This window comes from Allorhizobium sp. DMC15, from assembly GCF_056314065.1.
On record NZ_JBQUZB010000001.1, the window covers coordinates 211405 to 229366 of the forward strand.

19 protein-coding genes are annotated in these 17962 nt (G+C 62.6%); 15 read left to right on the forward strand and 4 right to left on the reverse strand.

Going from position 1 to position 17962, the window contains the following annotated elements; translation table 11 throughout:
• The first annotated feature begins 28 nt into the window (after window positions 1-28).
• Complete coding sequence (mbfA, locus tag ACT53S_RS01035) at window positions 29-1012, forward strand: iron exporter MbfA (RefSeq protein ID WP_142072562.1); 984 nt, start codon at window positions 29-31, stop codon at window positions 1010-1012.
• Window positions 1013-1083: 71 nt separating this feature from the next.
• Entirely contained in the window at window positions 1084-2277 is a 1194-nt protein-coding gene (locus ACT53S_RS01040; RefSeq protein WP_476065614.1) for an MFS transporter, read from the forward strand.
• A gap of 2 nt (window positions 2278-2279) precedes the next feature.
• Here the strand turns inward: ACT53S_RS01040 and ACT53S_RS01045 are convergent, their stop codons facing one another.
• Complete coding sequence (locus tag ACT53S_RS01045) at window positions 2280-2897, reverse strand: transglutaminase-like cysteine peptidase (RefSeq protein WP_113379696.1); 618 nt, start codon at window positions 2895-2897, stop codon at window positions 2280-2282.
• 200 nt (window positions 2898-3097) lie between these two features.
• Window positions 3098-3895 carry an alpha/beta hydrolase gene (locus ACT53S_RS01050; RefSeq protein WP_476065615.1) on the reverse strand — a complete coding sequence of 266 codons (798 nt, stop codon included), beginning with the start codon at window positions 3893-3895 and terminating at the stop codon, window positions 3098-3100.
• Window positions 3896-4074: 179 nt separating this feature from the next.
• Between ACT53S_RS01050 and infC the strand changes: the two genes are divergently transcribed.
• The 11 genes from infC (at window position 4075) to pheT (ending at window position 13745) form a co-directional block, all read left to right on the forward strand.
• Entirely contained in the window at window positions 4075-4611 is a 537-nt protein-coding gene (gene infC, locus ACT53S_RS01055) for a translation initiation factor IF-3 (RefSeq protein WP_113379695.1), read from the forward strand.
• 183 nt (window positions 4612-4794) lie between these two features.
• On the forward strand, window positions 4795-5364 hold the full coding sequence (locus tag ACT53S_RS01060) for a hypothetical protein (RefSeq protein WP_476065616.1): 570 nt from the start codon (window positions 4795-4797) through the stop codon (window positions 5362-5364).
• Window positions 5365-5511: 147 nt separating this feature from the next.
• Window positions 5512-6033, forward strand: coding sequence for a PepSY domain-containing protein (locus ACT53S_RS01065; RefSeq protein ID WP_476065617.1), 522 nt, complete (start codon window positions 5512-5514; stop codon window positions 6031-6033).
• A gap of 3 nt (window positions 6034-6036) precedes the next feature.
• Complete coding sequence (locus ACT53S_RS01070) at window positions 6037-6702, forward strand: response regulator transcription factor (RefSeq protein WP_476065618.1); 666 nt, start codon at window positions 6037-6039, stop codon at window positions 6700-6702.
• Window positions 6699-8048, forward strand: coding sequence for a sensor histidine kinase (locus tag ACT53S_RS01075; RefSeq protein WP_476065619.1), 1350 nt, complete (start codon window positions 6699-6701; stop codon window positions 8046-8048). Before ACT53S_RS01070 ends, ACT53S_RS01075 begins: the two co-directional genes overlap by 4 nt.
• Before the next feature lie 144 nt (window positions 8049-8192).
• The gene (rpmI, locus tag ACT53S_RS01080; RefSeq protein ID WP_075613521.1) at window positions 8193-8396 is read left to right on the forward strand and encodes a 50S ribosomal protein L35; all 204 of its coding nucleotides are present in this window, start codon (window positions 8193-8195) and stop codon (window positions 8394-8396) included.
• 39 nt (window positions 8397-8435) lie between these two features.
• A complete protein-coding gene (gene rplT, locus ACT53S_RS01085; protein WP_113379683.1) occupies window positions 8436-8840 on the forward strand; it encodes a 50S ribosomal protein L20 in 405 nt (134 codons plus the stop codon).
• A 153-nt stretch (window positions 8841-8993) separates the two neighbouring features.
• A complete protein-coding gene (locus tag ACT53S_RS01090; protein WP_476065620.1) occupies window positions 8994-9860 on the forward strand; it encodes a phosphotransferase in 867 nt (288 codons plus the stop codon).
• A gap of 1 nt (window position 9861) precedes the next feature.
• Entirely contained in the window at window positions 9862-10947 is a 1086-nt protein-coding gene (gene pheS / locus ACT53S_RS01095) for a phenylalanine--tRNA ligase subunit alpha (protein WP_142072574.1), read from the forward strand.
• A gap of 87 nt (window positions 10948-11034) precedes the next feature.
• Window positions 11035-11325, forward strand: coding sequence for a DUF2442 domain-containing protein (locus ACT53S_RS01100; RefSeq protein WP_476065621.1), 291 nt, complete (start codon window positions 11035-11037; stop codon window positions 11323-11325).
• Complete coding sequence (pheT, locus tag ACT53S_RS01105) at window positions 11322-13745, forward strand: phenylalanine--tRNA ligase subunit beta (RefSeq protein ID WP_476065622.1); 2424 nt, start codon at window positions 11322-11324, stop codon at window positions 13743-13745. Before ACT53S_RS01100 ends, pheT begins: the two co-directional genes overlap by 4 nt.
• 133 nt (window positions 13746-13878) lie before the next feature.
• Here the strand turns inward: pheT and ACT53S_RS01110 are convergent, their stop codons facing one another.
• On the reverse strand, window positions 13879-14043 hold the full coding sequence (locus ACT53S_RS01110) for a hypothetical protein (RefSeq protein WP_476065623.1): 165 nt from the start codon (window positions 14041-14043) through the stop codon (window positions 13879-13881).
• Window positions 14044-14358: 315 nt separating this feature from the next.
• Entirely contained in the window at window positions 14359-15267 is a 909-nt protein-coding gene (locus ACT53S_RS01115; protein ID WP_476065624.1) for a DMT family transporter, read from the reverse strand.
• A 212-nt stretch (window positions 15268-15479) separates the two neighbouring features.
• Between ACT53S_RS01115 and ACT53S_RS01120 the strand changes: the two genes are divergently transcribed.
• Both ACT53S_RS01120 and ACT53S_RS01125 read left to right on the forward strand, forming a co-directional pair.
• The gene (locus ACT53S_RS01120; protein ID WP_476065625.1) at window positions 15480-16346 is read left to right on the forward strand and encodes a helix-turn-helix domain-containing protein; all 867 of its coding nucleotides are present in this window, start codon (window positions 15480-15482) and stop codon (window positions 16344-16346) included.
• A gap of 133 nt (window positions 16347-16479) precedes the next feature.
• Window positions 16480-17937, forward strand: a complete 1458-nt coding sequence (locus ACT53S_RS01125; RefSeq protein ID WP_476065626.1) for a sensor domain-containing diguanylate cyclase — start codon at window positions 16480-16482, stop codon at window positions 17935-17937.
• Window positions 17938-17962 lie beyond the last annotated feature (25 nt).

Genomic DNA, 17962 nt, shown 5'->3' on the forward strand with positions numbered 1-17962 from the left:
TAGAATAATTCTAAAAAGGTGACAACAGATGTTTGGTTTATCCCTTTCGACCGGCAAGCGCTCCTTCGACAGCCTCAGCGAACAGGAGATTCTCGGCCTGGCCATCTCCTCGGAAGAGGACGATGCCCGCATCTACCTCGCCTATGCCGACCAGCTGCGCGCGACCGCGCCGCAATCGGCCAAGGTTTTCGAAGACATGGCCGAGGTGGAGCACACCCACCGCAACATGCTGATCGAGATGCATCGTGAGCGTTTCGGCGAGCGCATCCCGTTGATCCGCCGCGAGCATGTGCGCGGCTTCTACGACCGCAAGCCCGACTGGCTGCGTCAGAACCTGACGCTTGACCAGATCCGCACGGAAGCCGAGCTGATGGAGCAGGGCGCCTATCGCTTCTACATGGCGGCCGCGCAGAAGACCTCCGATGCCGGTATCCGCAAGCTGCTAGGCGACCTTGCGCTGGCCGAACAGGGTCACGAGGAGATCGCCGGCATGCTCGGCGAAAAACACGTGACCGAAGACGCAAGGACGGAAGAGGACGAAAGCGCCCGCCGCCAGTTCATTCTCACCTATGTGCAGCCGGGTCTGGCCGGCCTGATGGACGGCTCGGTCTCGACGCTCGCGCCGATTTTCGCAGCCGCCTTCGCCACCGGCGACACGTGGTCGACCTTCCTGATCGGCCTCTCCGCTTCGGTCGGCGCCGGCATTTCCATGGGCTTCACGGAAGCCGCCCATGACGACGGCAAGCTCTCGGGGCGCGGCTCGCCGATCAAGCGCGGCCTCGCCTCCGGCATCATGACGGCGCTCGGCGGCCTGGGCCACGCGCTGCCCTATCTCATCCCGCATTTCTGGACCGCGACGATCACGGCGGCCATCGTCGTCTTCTTCGAGCTCTGGGCCATCGCCTTCATCCAGAACCGCTACATGGAAACACCCTTCTGGCGTGCCGCCATGCAGGTGGTGTTGGGCGGCTCGCTGGTTCTCGCGGCCGGCGTGCTGATCGGCCAGGGATGAGCTGAAAGGCTTGACGGGAGGGGTATCGGCGCTGTCATCTGGTCATCATCGAAGATGACTAGCAAGGCGCCATGAAAGCCTCTCCCGCGACCATCGGTCTGGGCGTCACCATGACCATCGGTTACGGAACGCTCTACTATTCCTTCTCCGTGCTTGCGCCCGAAATCGCCCGCGAATTCGGCTGGAGCCGCAGCTTCGTTTTTGGCGTGTTCTCCTTCGGACTGCTGGCGGGCGCGGTTGCTGCACCCGTGATCGGCCGCCTGGTGGACCGTTTCGGGGCGCGACGGGTCTTGTGCCTCGGCTCGGTCGCGGCTGCCTTTGCGCTGGCGCTCTTTGCCCTGATGCAGAACGCCTGGCATTTCGCCGCAATCACGCTCGTTGCCGAGTTCATCGCGCTTGCGGTTCAATATGACGCGGGGTTTGCCGCGCTGGCCCAGACCTATGGCCGGGACGCACGGGCCCATATCACGCTGGTCACGCTGATCGCCGGTTTTGCCTCGACCATCTACTGGCCGCTGCTGCAATGGCTACTGACGATGATGAGCTGGCGCGACATCTATCTCGTTCTGGCGGCAATGAACCTCTTCATCGCCCTGCCGATCCATCTCGCCTTGCCGAAGGCGCGCACCGATACCGCCGAAGCGAGACGACCTGTGGACGGTGTTACGGTCGATGGCCCACGCGATGACCGAACGCGCCTGATGGTGCTGATGGCGATCGCCTTCGCCGCCGGAGGCTTCGTCATCTCCGCGGTCGGTGCGACGCTGCTCGTGCTGATGCGTGACCTCGGCTATGCGACGGGCATCGCGACCCTCGCCGGCAGCCTGATCGGGCCGAGCCAGGTGGCGGCGCGACTGATCGAATATGTCAGGCGCAATCTCTTTTCGCCGCCGTTGACCGCGATCATCGCGGCCGCGGTCATGGCGCTTGGCATTGTCCTGCTGGCGGGGTCGCTGCTGATGCCGGCCACCGGCTTCGCGCTCGCCTTCGCCTTGTTCTATGGAGCAGGGCAAGGGCTGACATCGATCGTGCGCGGCGTGCTGCCGTTGCACTACTTCGGCGCTGCCGGCTATGGACGGACGATGGGCACGCTGTCGGCCGTGCGGATCGTCGTATCCGCCCTCGCACCCGTCTCGGTCATCTGGCTGAACGATGTGGCAGGACCCGTTGCGGCTCTGGCGAGCCTTTTCGTTGCCTCGCTCGCAAGCGTGCTGGCAACGCTGGCCCTCACAGCCGGCAAGAACAAGGCGGCGGCAACCGCCTAGCTTTACTGCAGCGCGCCGACCAGAACGTCGGATGTGCCGTTCTCGATGGTTACCCAGCGACCGCTGTCGGTGGAGGACTGGCGCTTGAGGAAGGTATAGCGCGTTTCGCTCCAGAGCTTCACGTCGTCATTCAGGTTGTCGAGCACGAAATCGCCCGTCTGGCTGCGCACGGTCAGGACCGCATGGCCTTCGCCATCAGGCTTGCGCACGACGGTGATCAGCAGGTCGGCAACAGAGAAACCGGCTTCCATGAGCTTCTTGCGTTTCAACAGGACGAAGTCTTCGCAATCGCCGACATCCGTCGGATAAGCCCAGACTTCTTCCCGGCCATAGATCTGTTCGTCGGTCATCGGCACGATGGCGTGATTGACGGAGGCGTTAACGTCGCGGATCAGGCTCCAGCCGTGATCGGTGATCTTCGGCGGCGTCGAAGGACGGGTGCGCATGGCGCATTCCTGAGGCAGGGACTTGCAGAATTCGTAGTGACCGATCGGTTGCGAGGTGATCTGGCCGGTGATCATCGAACGCGACGGCGATGATGCCGAATGACCGGCATGGGCGGGCGCCAGCACCGCAGCAGCAATGATCAGCGCCTTGATGGCGCGTGAACCGTTCGTCATGAACCTGTCCCCTGTATCCTTAACAAAACGTTAAGATCGCTACAGGGCACGAGTCAACGTCGCCGGGATGGAACACCCCCGCAATTCCGCGACTATGGTTAAAATGCGACAGTTCTAACGGAGCAGCCCGCAATCGGTTCCCTGCGATGTCGGGAAAACCCTGACATCGGGCTGCTATATCCGGGCGGAGCGGACTGGCCCTACAGCATGGACAGGATCGCGGCCTTCATCCGGGCGATGTCCTCGGGACGCGACAGCCGGTGATCGCCGTCGCGCACCAACGTCAGCACCACGTCGTCGAGCGGCAGGAATTCCATCAGCTTCAGGGCATGCGTGTGCGGCACGTCCGGGTCTTTCATGCCTTGCAGGATATGCACCGGGCAGCCGGTTTCGATCAGTCCGGTCAGCACCCGGTTCTGCCGCCCATCTTCGATCAGTGCGCGGGTGAAGATGTTCGGTTCCGGGCTGTATTCGGACGGTTCCTCGAAAAAGCCGCGCTCGTTGAGAGAGCGGCGTTCTGCCTCCGTCAGACTGGGTTCGATGAGTTCGGACGTGAAGTCCGGGGCGGGGGCGATCAGCACCAGGCCTGCAACGGTAAAGCCGAGGCCAAGCCGACGGGCTTCCTGGATGACACGCAACGCGATCCACCCGCCCATCGACGAACCGATGAGAAGGACGCGGCGGGCGCCCGATGCCGAGATCACGGCCAGCGCCTCCTCGGTCCATCGCGAAATCGTGCCGAGGGCGAAGTCGCCGCCGGACACGCCATGGCCGGAATAGTCGAACCGGATCGCGCCCAGTCCCTGGTCGGCCGCGAGCGCATCCATCTCGATTGCCTTGGTGCCGGACATGTCGGAGCGATAGCCGCCGAGCCAAACGAGCACCGGCTTGTCAGCATCGGGAGCGCCGAGCCGCTGGATGACGCTGATCGGCCGTGCGGCACTGCCTTCGCCGACCGTGATAGTCTGTTCGGTGAGGATGTTTGCTGGCTGGGTCATGCAGGGCTCCGATTCGCTGAAGGCTGTAAAACACATTCGGGAAGTGACCGACAACAGGTGATTTTCTTTGCGGAGCATGCTATTGACTCTGCCGACGCAAGTATCACATAGGCCTGTCACGCGCATGCGCGCGGGTCGGGCCCGTACGCATTCCGAAATAGTTCGAGGAGAATACGACCATTCGCAGACCGTTCAAAGCCGATGCCCCCGTCAAGGATGGGCCGCGCTCCAACCGAGAAATTCGCATACCCAAAGTCCAGTTGATCAACGAAGAAGGCCAGAACCTCGGTGTCGTGCCGACGGATCAGGCGTTGCGTATGGCAGAAGAGGCCGGATTGGATCTGGTCGAGATCTCGCCGAATGCGGAGCCGCCGGTCTGCAAGATCCTGGACCTCGGTAAGCTGAAATACGCCAACCAGAAGAAGGCGGCCGAAGCGCGCAAGAAGCAGAAGATCGTCGAGGTCAAGGAAATCAAGATGCGCCCGAACATCGACACCCATGACTATGAGGTGAAGATGAAGGCGATGAACCGCTTCTTCGAAGAAGGCGACAAGGTCAAGGTGACCCTGAAGTTCCGTGGCCGCGAAATGGCACACCAGGAACTGGGCATGAAGCTCCTGCTTCAGGTCAAGGAAGACACCGTCGGTGTCGCAAAGGTCGAGGCCGAGCCGAAGCTCGAAGGCCGCCAGATGATGATGGTCCTCGCGCCGAAGTGAGCAGCGATAGATGACATCGAAAAGCCGCCGCAAGGCGGCTTTTTTCATGCCCGCTTTTCTCCCGGCAGGAAAACTGCGGCATCATCGGCTTTGCTGACAGGTTGCTGACGGGGCGGGTGCCCTGTCTGTCAGGCTCCCCGATGCATGATGCCTACATGGAACACGGTACCACGGAGGAACACCATGACCGCACTGATAAAACGCACCTTGCTCGTTTCCAGCACGGCGGCGATCGCGCTCGCCCTTCTCCCGGCTCTCGGCGCCATGGCGCCGGCGTCGCTCTCCTCGCTCATTCAGCAGCAGGCTCAGGCCCGCGGTGGACACGACGATGGTGGGAGCGATGATCGCGACGACGGCGACGACAGTGGCAGCGACGACAGTGGCAGCGATCACAGCGGCGGCGGTTCCGGCCATGATTCGAACGACGATGGATCGGATGACGACGGTCCCGATCACGACAAGGGAGATGATCACGGCGGTGACCGCGCGGATGACGACGACAGCGGCGACGACCTGAACGACGACAGTGCCGATGATCTCGACAATGACGGATCGGGTCGCGACCGGGATGAGGTCCGTCTGATCGTCAACGAGGCCCAGCTTCGCGGCCTTTTGAACGGCACGATGATCCCGGTCGATCAAAACGGCAAACGGTTGCGTTTTGAAGCCGAAGAAGAACATGGCCAGACCGAAATCAAACTGCGGGCGGCGAAAGGGACGCTGACCGGAGTGACCGTGATCCCGGCACCCTGAGCCGGTGCGAAACGGCGATGCCCTAGCCGCCGCGGGATCGTTGCCGTTTGCCCCCGTCCGGCCCCCACCGGACGGGGTTTCTCATTTGTCGGTTGGCGGCGGCCTTTGGCCGCGTTAGGCTGACCTTTCAAACCAATCGAGCCCGTGATGGACCGCCGCCGCTTTCTGTTCCTGTTCCTGGCTAGCTCTTCCCTGGCGATGCTGCTTTCGCCGGCCTTGCCGGCTGCAGCAAAGGACGGACAAGACGACGACGGCGGCGACGACAGTGGCCACGATGGCGGCGATGACCACGGCGGCGACTCGGGAAGCGACGATGATGGTGGCGATGACGACGATGGCGGTGGCAGCAGTAGCGGTAGCGGTAGTGGCGGCGGCGGTGACGATGACCAGAGTGGCGATGACGATGGTGACAGCGGCGGTTCTGGGGGCGCGCATAAGGACCGCGATCATCAACGTGCCCGCGAGGCCGTTGGACAGGGCCGGATCCTGCCCCTCCGGGAGATCCTGAAGCGGGTGCAGGAAATGGGCGGCGGACGCGTGATTTCGGTCAATCTCAATCTCGAAGCCCGCAAGCCGTTTTACACCCTGAAGGTTCAGAAGGGCGCGAACGTACGCACCCTGAAGCTGGACGCGGCAAGCGGCCGGCGTCTGACCTTGTTCGGATGGTGAGCGATGCGGATCCTGCTGGCTGAAGACGATGCGACCATCGCCGACTACACCCGCTCCAAGCTGGAGAGCGAGGGGTTCGTGATCCATCATCTGACCAACGGGCCGGACGTATGGTCCGAAGGCGAGACGGGCGACTATGCCGCCATCGTGCTCGATCTCGGCCTGCCCGGCATGGACGGCCTGTCGATCCTGAAACGCTGGCGGGCGGGGGGTGTCGAAACACCGATCCTCGTCCTGACAGCACGAGGATCCTGGATGGAGCGCGTCGATGGCTTCGAGGCCGGCGCCGACGATTATCTTCCCAAGCCGTTTCGCAGCGAGGAGCTTGTAGCGCGGCTGAAGGCGCTGTTGCGAAGGGCTGGCGGGCGGACCAAGACCAGAGTCTCCGCAGGCGGTTTTGTGATCGACGACGCGGCACGGCGGGTGACCTTCGAGGGGCGTGCGATTGAACTGACGCCGCTTGAATACCGGCTGCTCTGCCTGCTCGTGACCGAGCCGCAGCGGGTTTTCGATCCCCTGGAGATCGCCCGTCAGGTTCAGGGCCGTGACGACGATGCGGCCAAGAACGCCGTCGAGGCCATGATCGCCCGTATCCGGCGCAAGACCCATCCGCTCGCCATCGCCACCCGGCGCGGATTCGGCTACACGCTCACGGGCGACGGCGCATGATGCGGTCGCTGCGCCTGCGGCTGGTGATCGGCGCCATCCTGGCAATCGCCTGCGTGCTGCTGCTGGTCGGCTTCGGCCTGAGCAGTGTATTTTCGACGTATGCCGCAGACCGCTATCGGGCTGATCTGTCGGCGATCATGGACCAGCTGGCCGCGAGCCTGGAGATCCGCCAGGGAGAGCCGGTGGTGACGGACGAGCCGAGCGATCCGCGCTTCGGCCTGCCCGGCAGCGGGCTTTATTGGCAGGTGATTGCTGAAGATGGCCGCGTGATCCGGTCGCGATCGCTCTGGGATGTCGAATTGCCCTTGTCGGCCCTGCATGCCGGTCCCTACCGGTTTCGCGAAGCCGAAGGGCCCGACGGTGCCTCGATCCTGGTCGACCTGCGCCGGATCGAACTGGAGACCAGGGACGCGACCCATTCCTTCACCCTGCTCGCGGCTTTCGATCGCAAGGTCATCGACGATGCGATCTCCGAATATCATGGCTCGATGACGGTGATGCTCGCGGCGACCGCCGCAGTGCTGTTCGCGGCCGCCTTCCTGCAGATCGGCATCGGTCTTGCACCACTGTCGCGGCTCCAGGTGAGCCTTGCCCAGGTGCGGGCCGGACTACGGGACCAGTTCGAGGGCGAAGGACCAACGGAGCTGCAGCCGCTCATTTTGGAGCTCAATCAATTGCTCAAGGAGCGGGAAACGGCGGTTGAACGGGCGCGCGCCCGCGCGAGCGATCTCGCTCATGGTCTGAAGACGCCACTGACGGTGCTTCTTCACCTGGCCGATGGTTTGCCGGGGCCGGAAAAGGCGCTGATCCGTCAACAGGTCGATCTCATCCGCCAGAGGGCCGACCGGCAGCTGCAATCCGCCCGTCTGGGAGTCGAGCAGATGGCGCAAACGGATCTGGTCTCACTGACAGGAAAACTGGTTTCCGTGCTGACGCCGGTGACGGCGGCGCGCGGCATCCAGTGGACCTTGCGTCTGGACGAGACGCTGACAGCCGACATGGATCCGGCAGATCTTGCAGAAGCGCTGGGCAATGTGCTCGACAATGCGACCCGCTTTGCCCGGAGCGTCATCGCCGTTTCGGCGTTGCGGGACGGTGATGGCATAAGATTGGACGTGGAGGACGACGGTCCGGGTGTCGAGGACCAAGCGCTGGCGGAGATTGCCGGACGTGGCGTTCATCTGGGAGAGGGTGAAGGGTCGGGACTGGGGCTTGCCATCAGTGCCGACGTTTTGGCCGCCTATGGTGGCGGGCTCTCCTTTGCGCGCTCTTCGCTCGGGGGATTGAGGGTGACGCTGGTATTGCCCGCCCGTTCGTCGGCGGCAAATCGGGCTGTCGAAGAATAAAACCTGCGCCCCGTTGCGCTTTTTAAGGTCTGCGGTTATAAGCGCGCGTCCGAACGGTCCGGCAGGGCATGCCGTGGCCGTTCTTTATGCTTGAAAACGGGCATTCGTCTGCCTGTTTCGATACAAGAACAATGGAGTAGCAAAATGCCCAAGATGAAGACGAAATCCTCCGCCAAGAAGCGGTTCAAGATCACCGCCTCCGGCAAGGTCCTCGCGGCTGCTGCCGGCAAGCGCCACGGCATGATCAAGCGGTCCAACAAGTTCATCCGCGACGCTCGCGGCACGATGGTTCTCGCCGAAGCTGACGGCAAGAAGGTCATCAAGAACTACCTGCCGAACGGTCTCTGAGACCCTTTCGCTTTTTGGATCATATAAGGAGATCATGACATGGCACGCGTAAAACGTGGCGTAACTTCCCGCGCCAAGCACAACAAGGTATTCAAGGCAGCCAAGGGCTTCTACGGCCGCCGCAAGAACACGATCCGCGCCGCCAAGGCCGCCGTCGATCGTTCGAAGGCATTCGCCTACCGCGACCGCAAGGTCAACAAGCGCAACTTCCGCGCTCTGTGGATCCAGCGCATCAACGCCGCTGTCCGCGAATTCGGCCTGACCTACGGCCGCTTCATCGACGGACTGAACAAGGCTGGCATCGAAGTTGACCGCAAGGTTCTCTCCGACCTCGCCATCCATGAGCCGGCAGCCTTCGCAAAGCTCGTAGAAGCTTCGAAGAAGGCACTCGCCTACCTCAAGGACGCCGGTACGGCCAACGAGTTTGAAAGCGCGGTCAAGTAAGCCAGCGCTTCCCCAAGCTTTGACATTTTGGGAAACCCGCGCTGGACGACCGGCGCGGGTTTTTCTTTTGGGTCCGCGCCGGATGGCGCGATGGACAAACACGACCCGGCGGGCAGGCAGGCGTGCCCCACCCGGCGTGTTGATGGAGCAGACATGGCATTTCCGGATGGGCCGGGCGCCGCGATCGAGAGCGGGAACCTGCTCGACAGTGACGAAATCGGCGAATTGTTGCGCGCAATGATGCAGAGCGATGGCCGCGTTCAGCGCCTTGAGCTGAAGGATCGCGCCGTATGGATTAAGCGCCAGGGCAGCAAGATTCTGCCGCCGCTGGTGGCGGTCCAGGGCTTCTTTGCGGGCCTTTTTCGTGTGCCGATCCTCCGCCCCTCGCCACAGCTTTCCCCTGAAGCCATGCAGGCGCGGGAGATCGCACGGATGCGCGCCTTCGCCGAGGCTGGTTTCCCGGTGCCGAAGATCGTCTATGCCTCCGCAACCGCTATGGTCATGTCCGATGTCGGGCCGACCATCTATAGCACGATGAAGACCATCGGCCAGGCCGACCCGGTTGCGCATGACGCCTTACTGGTCGACGTCGCCGAGGCACTTGGGCGGGTTCATGCGGCGGGGCTGAGCCACGGCCGACCGCATGTGCGCGACTTCTTCCTGGAGGACGGCCAGGTCGGATTCATGGATTTCGAGGAAGACCCGGCCTCCGTGATGCCGCTGGCCATGGCGCAGGCGCGGGATGTGCTTCTCTATTTTCTGGTGGTGACCAGCTTCGCTGCAAATCCCGAAACGACCTGTCCGTCAGCCCTGCAGGCCTGGCTTGCCCGGGCCCCGGATGCGGCCCGGCGCGAATTGGTCAGGCTGACGGCCCTGATCGGCCGAATTTTGCCGCTCGCACGGTTGATTGGCCGCCTGCACATGGGTAGTGATCTGCGACGCTTTATCATGGCAACTGAATTTCTGATGAGGGTCCCGCCGCTGACGGCGGATGGCTCCAAGACCGCCAAGGCAGGATGAAATGGCTGAACTAGACGTATTGAAGGCACAGCTTCTCGGCGAGATCGCCGCAGCCGGCGACGAGGCAGCGATCGAGGCGGTGCGTGTGTCCGCTCTCGGCAAGAAGGGCTCCGTCTCGGAGCTCCTAAAGACACTCGGCACCATGACGCCGGAAGAGCGCCAGACGCGCGGTGCTGCGATCAACGCGCTGAAGAACGAGATCACCGAAGAAATCACGACCCGCAAGACGGCGCTGAGGGATGCGGCGATCAACGCGCGTCTCAAGGCCGAGACGCTGGATGTGTCGCTGCCAGTGCGCTCCTCGCCGGCCGAACGCGGCCGTATCCACCCGATCAGCCAGATCGTCGACGAGATCACCGCGATCTTCGCCGACATGGGATTCTCGATCGCAGAAGGTCCCGATATCGAGACCGACTACTACAACTTCACGGCCCTGAACTTCCCCGAGGGTCATCCCGCCCGCGAGATGCACGACACCTTCTTCCTGTCACCGGATGAAAACGGTGAGCGCAAGGTGCTGCGCACGCACACCTCGCCAGTGCAGGTGCGCACGATGGAATTACAGAAGCCGCCGATCCGCATCGCCATTCCTGGCAAGACCTATCGCCAGGACAGTGACGCAACGCATTCGCCGATGTTCCATCAGGTCGAAGGCCTCGTCGTCGACAAGACCGCCAATGTCGGCCACATGCGCTGGGTGCTGGAAGAGTTCTGCAAGGCCTTCTTCGAGGTCGACAGCGTCACCATGCGCTTCCGCCCGTCCTTCTTCCCGTTCACCGAGCCGAGCTTCGAGGTCGACATCCAGTGCGACCGTTCCTCGGGCCCGATCGTCAAGTTCGGCGAAGGCAAGGATTGGATGGAAATCCTCGGCTGCGGCATGGTCCACCCGAATGTGCTGCGCGCTGGCGGGCTCGATCCGGACGAGTACCAGGGCTTCGCCTGGGGCATGGGTCTCGACCGCATCGCCATGCTGAAATACGGCATGCCGGACCTGCGCGACTTCTTCAATGCGGATGTCCGCTGGATGAGCCACTACGGCTTCCGCCCGCTGGATGTGCCGACGCTGTTTGGCGGTCTCAGCAGCTGATTGGCATGTGACCGTCCCGGCAGCCCCGGGGCGGAGTACGGACGGGCGGCAGGGCCGCCGGTCCGGGTGAATGAAGGCAAATGTGACGTGATTGAACATCTCAACAACATGCGCCCGGTCGATCTGCTTTGCGATGACGACCTGCTGCATGTGGAACTGACGGACGGTCGTATCGTCAGCGTTCCGGTCTGGTGGTACCCGCCCCTTCAGGAGGCGATGCCGGTGGAGCGGAACAACGTGGAATTTATGCCGTCGAGCATCCACTGGCCCGACATCGATCTCGATGTGACGGTGGTCAGCATGCTCCTCGGAAGGCAGGCGTCAGGCGCGCGACCGCTGGACGCTTCGGGCAAGATGCAGATGGGAACGAGACAATGAAATTCACACTCTCCTGGCTGAAGGATCACCTGGAAACCGACGCCTCGCTCGAGGAAATCTGCGAGCGGCTGACCGCGATTGGTCTTGAGGTCGAAGACGTCGATGACAAGGCGGCCTACAAGCCCTTCGTCATCGCCAAGATCCTGACGGCCGAGAAGCACCCGGAAGCCGATCGCCTGAAGGTGCTCACTGTCGATGCCGGTGACGGCAAGCCGGTGCAGATCGTCTGCGGCGCGCCGAATGCCCGCGCCGGCATGATTGGCGCTCTCGCGCGTCCGGGCACCTATGTGCCTGGCATTGATGTGACGCTCTCAGTCGGCAAGATCCGTGGCGTCGAAAGCCATGGCATGATGTGCTCCGAGAAAGAGCTCAACATCTCCGACGACCACAACGGCATCATTGACCTGCCGGAGGATGCGCCGGTTGGCACCTCCTTCGCATCTTACGCCGGCCTCGACGATCCGGTCATCGAGATCAACCTGACGCCGAACCGTCCGGACTGCACGAGCGTCTTCGGTATTGCCCGTGATCTGGCCGCTTCCGGTTTGGGCAAGCTCAAGGCCCCGAAGGCGCCCTCCTTCAAGGTCGAGGGCGAGACGCCGCACCAGGTGAAGCTTGAGCTGGAAGAGCACCTCTGCCCGGGCTTCGCCTATCGCCTCGTGCGCGGCGTGAAGAACGGGCCGAGCCCGAAATGGATGCAGCAGCGCCTGCTCTCGATCGGCCTTCGGCCGATCTCGGCACTGGTTGACGTCACCAACTACATGACTTTCGACCAGGGCCGTCCGATGCACGTCTTCGACGCCGACAAGGTCAAGGGCGCGCTGGTCGTGCGCCGGGCGAAGGACGGCGAGGAGATCCTCGCGCTCGATACCCGCACCTACAAGCTCAACCCGAACAATGTCGTCATCGCCGACGACAATGGTCCGGAATCGATCGGTGGCATCATGGGTGGCGAGCATTCGGGCTGCGACGAAAACACCGTCAACGTGCTGATCGAGTCCGCGCTCTGGGATCCGATCAACATCGCCAAGACCGGCCGTGTCCATGGCATCATCACCGATGCGCGCTACCGTTTCGAGCGTGGCGTCGATCCGGAATACATGGTGCCGGGCCTGGAGCGCACGACCGAGCTGGTGCTCGAGATGTGTGGTGGCACGGCAGCAGCCGCCAAGGTGGAGGGCTACAAGGGTCACCAGAAGAAGGTGGTCGATTTCCCCTATTCGGAAGTCAAACGCCTGACCGGTCTGACCGTTTCCAACGAAGAGTCGCGCCAGATCCTGACCGCGCTCGGATTCGAAATTCTCTCGGGCGATGAAAGCTCGGCCAAGGTCTCCGTCCCCTCCTGGCGTCCGGATGTCGACGGCAAGGCCGACCTCGTCGAAGAAGTAATGCGCATGTTCGGCGTCGAAAAGATCAAGCCGGAACCGTTGCCGCCGAGCGGATCGGTCAATGGCAAGATCCTGACGACGCTGCAGATCCGCACGCGCTCGGCCCGCCGGGCGCTCGCCGCGCGCGGCATGCTGGAGGCGGTTACCTGGTCCTTCATCTCGGCCGAGCATGCCAAGCTCTTTGGCGGTGGCAGCGAGACGCTGAAGCTGGTCAACCCGATTGCAGCCGATATGTCGGACATGCGGCCTTCGCTGCTGCCGGGCCTGCTGACCGCAGCCCAGCGCAATGCCGACCGCGGCTATGGCGACGTCGCAATCTTCGAAGTCTCCGGCACCTATGAAGGCGATACGCCCGAAACCCAGCGCCGCGTCGCCGGTGGCGTCCGCCGTGGCACGGCCTCGATCGCCGGTGCCGGCCGCATGTGGTCGAACCAGGCCAAGGGCGGCGGCAAGCCGGTCGACGTCTTCGACGCCAAGGCCGATGCGTTCGCCGTGCTTGAAGCCTGCGGCATTCCGATGAGCAATGTGCAGATCGAGCAGGGTGGCCCAGAATGGTATCACCCTGGCCGTTCCGGCACGATCAAGGCAGGCCCCAAGGTCATTCTCGGTACCTTCGGTGAATTCCACCCGAAGACGCTGGAAGCACTCGACGTCTCCGGCACGCTGTGTGGTTTCGAGATCTATCTCGATGCCCTGCCTGAGCCGAAGAAGAAGGCGACCCGCACCAAGGCAGCACTTGAGCTGTCGGCCTTCCAGATGGTGAAGCGCGACTTCGCCTTCGTCGTTGAAAAGACGGTCGAAGCCGGCGCGATCATCAAGGCAGCGACGAGCGCCGACCGCAAGCTGATCTCGGGCGTCAATGTCTTCGATATCTTCGAGGGCACCTCCGTTGGTGAGGGCAAGAAGTCGGTGGCGATCGAGGTTCTGATCCAGCCGACCGACAAGACGCTGACCGATGAGGATTTCGATGCGCTGACGAAGAAGATCGTCGGCAATGTCGAAAAGTCGACGGGCGGCAGCCTGCGCGCGTGAACCACTGAAGACGGCCGACTTGGTTTGGCTGTCGGAACATACAGAAAAGCCCTCTCCCTGCATGCCAGGAAAAGGGCTTTTCGATGTGCGCTGACGGTCATCACCGTCGGCGGGCAGGCTCTGGTATCCCGCGTCAGAGGCTGACGCGGCGACCTTCCTTGTCGGCGGCCTTGCGGTCGTTGCCGTGTTTCGCGAGGATCGCTTTTGCGTCCTCGACCGAGATGCGGTGCTTCTTGGCGAAGGGAATGGGCTCGTAGCCCTTGGCTGGTGAATCCGTTGTCGTGTTGTCGTCTGCCATGATGGCCTCCAATGCGAACTTGCCCCGGCAGGATGCCGAAGCCTGAGAGGTCGCGGGTATTCGGGAAGAGGAGTTCGCCCGTGACGGACGAATGCGACGCATTCGAACGGCGTCGTCCATATGGTCTATGTAGGGATGCACGACCGAAAGCTCAATATGTCGTCAGGCGCTGCATGCCGTTGCCATCAGGCCTGCGCCGACTGGGCGTGGATTCGCGCAGGCAAGAGCGCGAAACAGCGGTGACGGGGCGGATGTCGGCGCCCAGTCTGGTTTCGAGCCGTCTAATCGCTTTATGCCTCTTGCTTGCCCGGCCTCTCAAGCCGGCTGTTTTGCCGCATCGAGAGTGGCTTTGCCCGTTGGCAGCCGCGCGAACATGACGACGTTTCCGGCCAGAGTCAGCATGAGCCCGAGAACCGAAAGTGGCGTCCAGTGATAGCCTTCGTAAAGCGTTGACAGCGTCAGCGCCACGACCGGGAAAAGCACCGTGGCATACGCCGCCTTCTGCGAGCCGATGCGGGAGACGAGCATCAGATAGGTGGTGAAACCGACGACCGAGCCGATGGCGGCGAGGTAGAGCATGGCGGCGAGATAGGTGAGCGTCGGTGGTGCGACGACTGGCGTGCCCGTGAGGGCGATCAGGGCAAGCAGGGCCAGCGCGCCGTAACTCATCCCCCAGGCATTGGCGGTGATCGGCTGGATACCGGAGGCGCTGTTGCGCCGGGATGCCATGTTGCCGAGCGAGAAGAACAGGGTGCCGAGCGCGGACAGCCCGATGCCTTTCCAGCTATCGACATTCAGACTGAACAGAATGTCGACACCAAAGAGCAGCACCAGCCCCGTCGCCCCCAGCGCGGCGGCAAGAAGCGTGCGGGGGCTGATACGGTCGCCGAAGAAGATGCGGGCATTGACCGCGTTGTAGATGGTCGCCAGCGAAAAGACGACGGAAATGAGCCCGGAGGGCACGTAGCTCGCGGCATGATAGAAGCACAGGAAGTTGCAGCAGAACAGGCAGAGCGCCTGGGCGAGCACATAGGGTTGTTGCGCCCGGGTCGGAACTTTCAGCCGCCCCGTGACGACGAGCGCTGCGATGAGGATCAGCGCCGCCGTGGCGAATCGGTAGAACACCGACACCAGAACGGGAACCGGCCCGATCTGCAGCGCGATCGCAATCCAGGTGGTGCCCCAGATCAGCACGGTGGAGGAAAACAAAAGCAGATTGGTCATGGCGGTTCGTTTCGGTCGTGGTGATGACGCGGCCATGTGATCGATGGGCATGGACGGCATCGCTGAAATCTGCCGAGACTTGAACGCCGACCGAACCGGAATTTCTTGCACGATCTTGCGGCGAACTGCATCCCGGCAAACACGAACGCCGCCGGGGCGGTGGCAGAAGCGCGCACTTGCGCTACAATGCGCTGCAATCACCGGGTCAATCCATGCTGCAAACCTCGTCCGTCTTCAGTTCCCTGTCCGCCTCCTCGCGCGCCGAGCGGCTGAATGCGCTTGACCTCGGCGAAGGCCGGGCGAGTGCTTTGTGGCGCAACAGCCATGACCGGATGAGCTACGAGCGGGCGGACGGTCACACCTTCAGCTGTTATCTGCGGGGTGGTGACGGAACGCGGCGCATCGATGCCGGCTCCATCCATGGCTGGCCCGGTGCACTCTGCATCATGCCTCAGGGCGCCTCGTCGGAATGGGAAATCACCGACCCCTTCGATTTCGTCCACCTTTATGTCTCGGATCAGGAGTTGAGACGGCTGTTTTCCGAAACCTTCGACCGCGACGCGCGGCTGATGCTTATCCCGGAAACCACCTTTCAGGAGGCGCCACGTCTCGCCGGTGCCCTTGGACAGCTTGCCCGGGCGACCGCGGGCGGGGAGCGGCTTCTGGCCGAACAAGCCCTGACTGCGGCTGTCGGACATCTCTTTCTCGATCCCCGTTATGGCGGCGAAAAGAGGGTAGACTTGCGGGGCGGGCTCGCCCCGGCCGTTCGCCGACGCCTGATCGAGTTTATCGAGGCCTCGTTGCATCGCGTCATCACCCTGCAGGAACTGGCCACGATTGCGGGCCTGAGCGAATTCCATCTGCAGCGCATGTTCAGTCTGAGCTGTGGCGTCTCGCCTCACGGCTTTATCCTCAACCGTCGCATCGACCGCGCCCGGCGCATGCTCGAGGGCACAGAGCCGATCGCCCAGATCGCTAGCGCCTGCGGGTTCAGCAGCCAGAGCCACCTGACCCGCATGTTCAAGGGGGTCACCGGCACCACGCCCTCCGCCTATCGCCGCGCGATGTCGGGCGCCTAACGCAAAGTCGCCGAGCCTGGTGGAAGATTTCTACCCTTTGAGGGCAACCGAGCGTTAATCAACTCTACCTAGGGTGCGTTCTGCGGCCCGGGTGTTTCAAGGGGCTTGGTGATTGCGCAACGGGCATTGTTTCATGACGGATTCCATTGATTCAAACATATTCGAACTGGCCCCGATCGCGATGTGGATCGAGGACTTCAGCGCGGTGAAGGCGCAATTCGACGCCTGGCGCGCCGGCGGGGTGATTGATCTCCGCAGTTTCCTGCAGCAGGACGTCTCGCGCGTGGCAGAATGTTCGGCGAAAATCCGCATCCTCAAGGTCAACCGCAAGACGCTCGAACTCTTCGACGCGGAAAGTCTCGACCAACTCTCAGGTAACCTCGAAAAGGTCTTCCGCGACGACATGTGGGAAACCCACATCAACGAACTGACCGACCTCTGGAACGGCAAGACGGAATTCGTCGGAGCGACCACCAACTACACGCTGACGGGCCGGCGGCTCGACATCCAGCTGCGCGGCTCCGTTCTGCCCGGCCACGAGGAGACGCTGGCTCAGGTGCTCGTCACCACCGAGGACGTGACCGATCGCGAGGATGCACGCCGCGCTGAACTCGAGAACCGCCGTTATGCCGAAGGCGTCTTCGAGCACTCGCCGGTCTCGCTCTGGATCGAGGACTTCAGCAGCATTCGCAATCTGATCGAGGATGTTCGCTCCCGCGGCATCGACGATTTCCGGGTCTTTACCGACGTGCATCCCGAATTCGTGCGACAATGCATGTCGGAAATTCGTGTGCTGGATGTCAACCAGGCCACGCTAGACCTGTTTGCGGCACCCGATCGCCAGACACTGCTTCTGCGGCAGAACGATATATTCCGCGACGAGATGGAGAAGCCGTTCCGCGAACAACTTATAGATCTCTGGGATGGGCGGCTGTTCCACAGCCGCGAGGTGGTCAACTATGCGCTCGACGGCAATGTGCGCCATATTTTGCTGAACTTTGCGGTCTTCCCGGGCCATGAGCGTGACTGGTCACGGGTGCAGGTGGCCCTGACCGACATCACCGCGCGCAAGAAGGCCGAAGCGTATTTGGAATATCTCGGCAAGCACGACATTCTGACCAAGCTTCACAACCGCGCCTTTTACACCGACGAGCTGAACCGGCTGGAGCGCAAGTCGCTACGCCCGGTCTCGGCCATCGTCATCGATCTCAACGGACTGAAAGAAGCCAACGATGAGCGCGGACACGACGCCGGCGACCAGCTGCTGCGCCGCTTCGGAGAGGTGCTGAACAGCGTGGTGAAGGCGCCGCATCATGCCATGCGCATTGGCGGCGACGAATTCGCGGTCCTGATGCCGGGTGCAGATCACCTGGCGGCCCAGGGCGTGGTCGAGACGATCCACGAGATCCTAAAGATCAACAACCAGTTCTATTCCGATGCGGCGCTCAGCATCTCCATCGGCACGGCAACGAGCGAGCCGGGCGAGACCATGGAGGCATTGATGAAGCGCGCCGATGACGCGATGTACGAGAACAAGCGTTCGTTCTACGCCGGAAAGCCGATGGCCGAGGGGCGCCGCGCCCGAAGCTGAACGCGACGCCCTTTGGATCGTGATT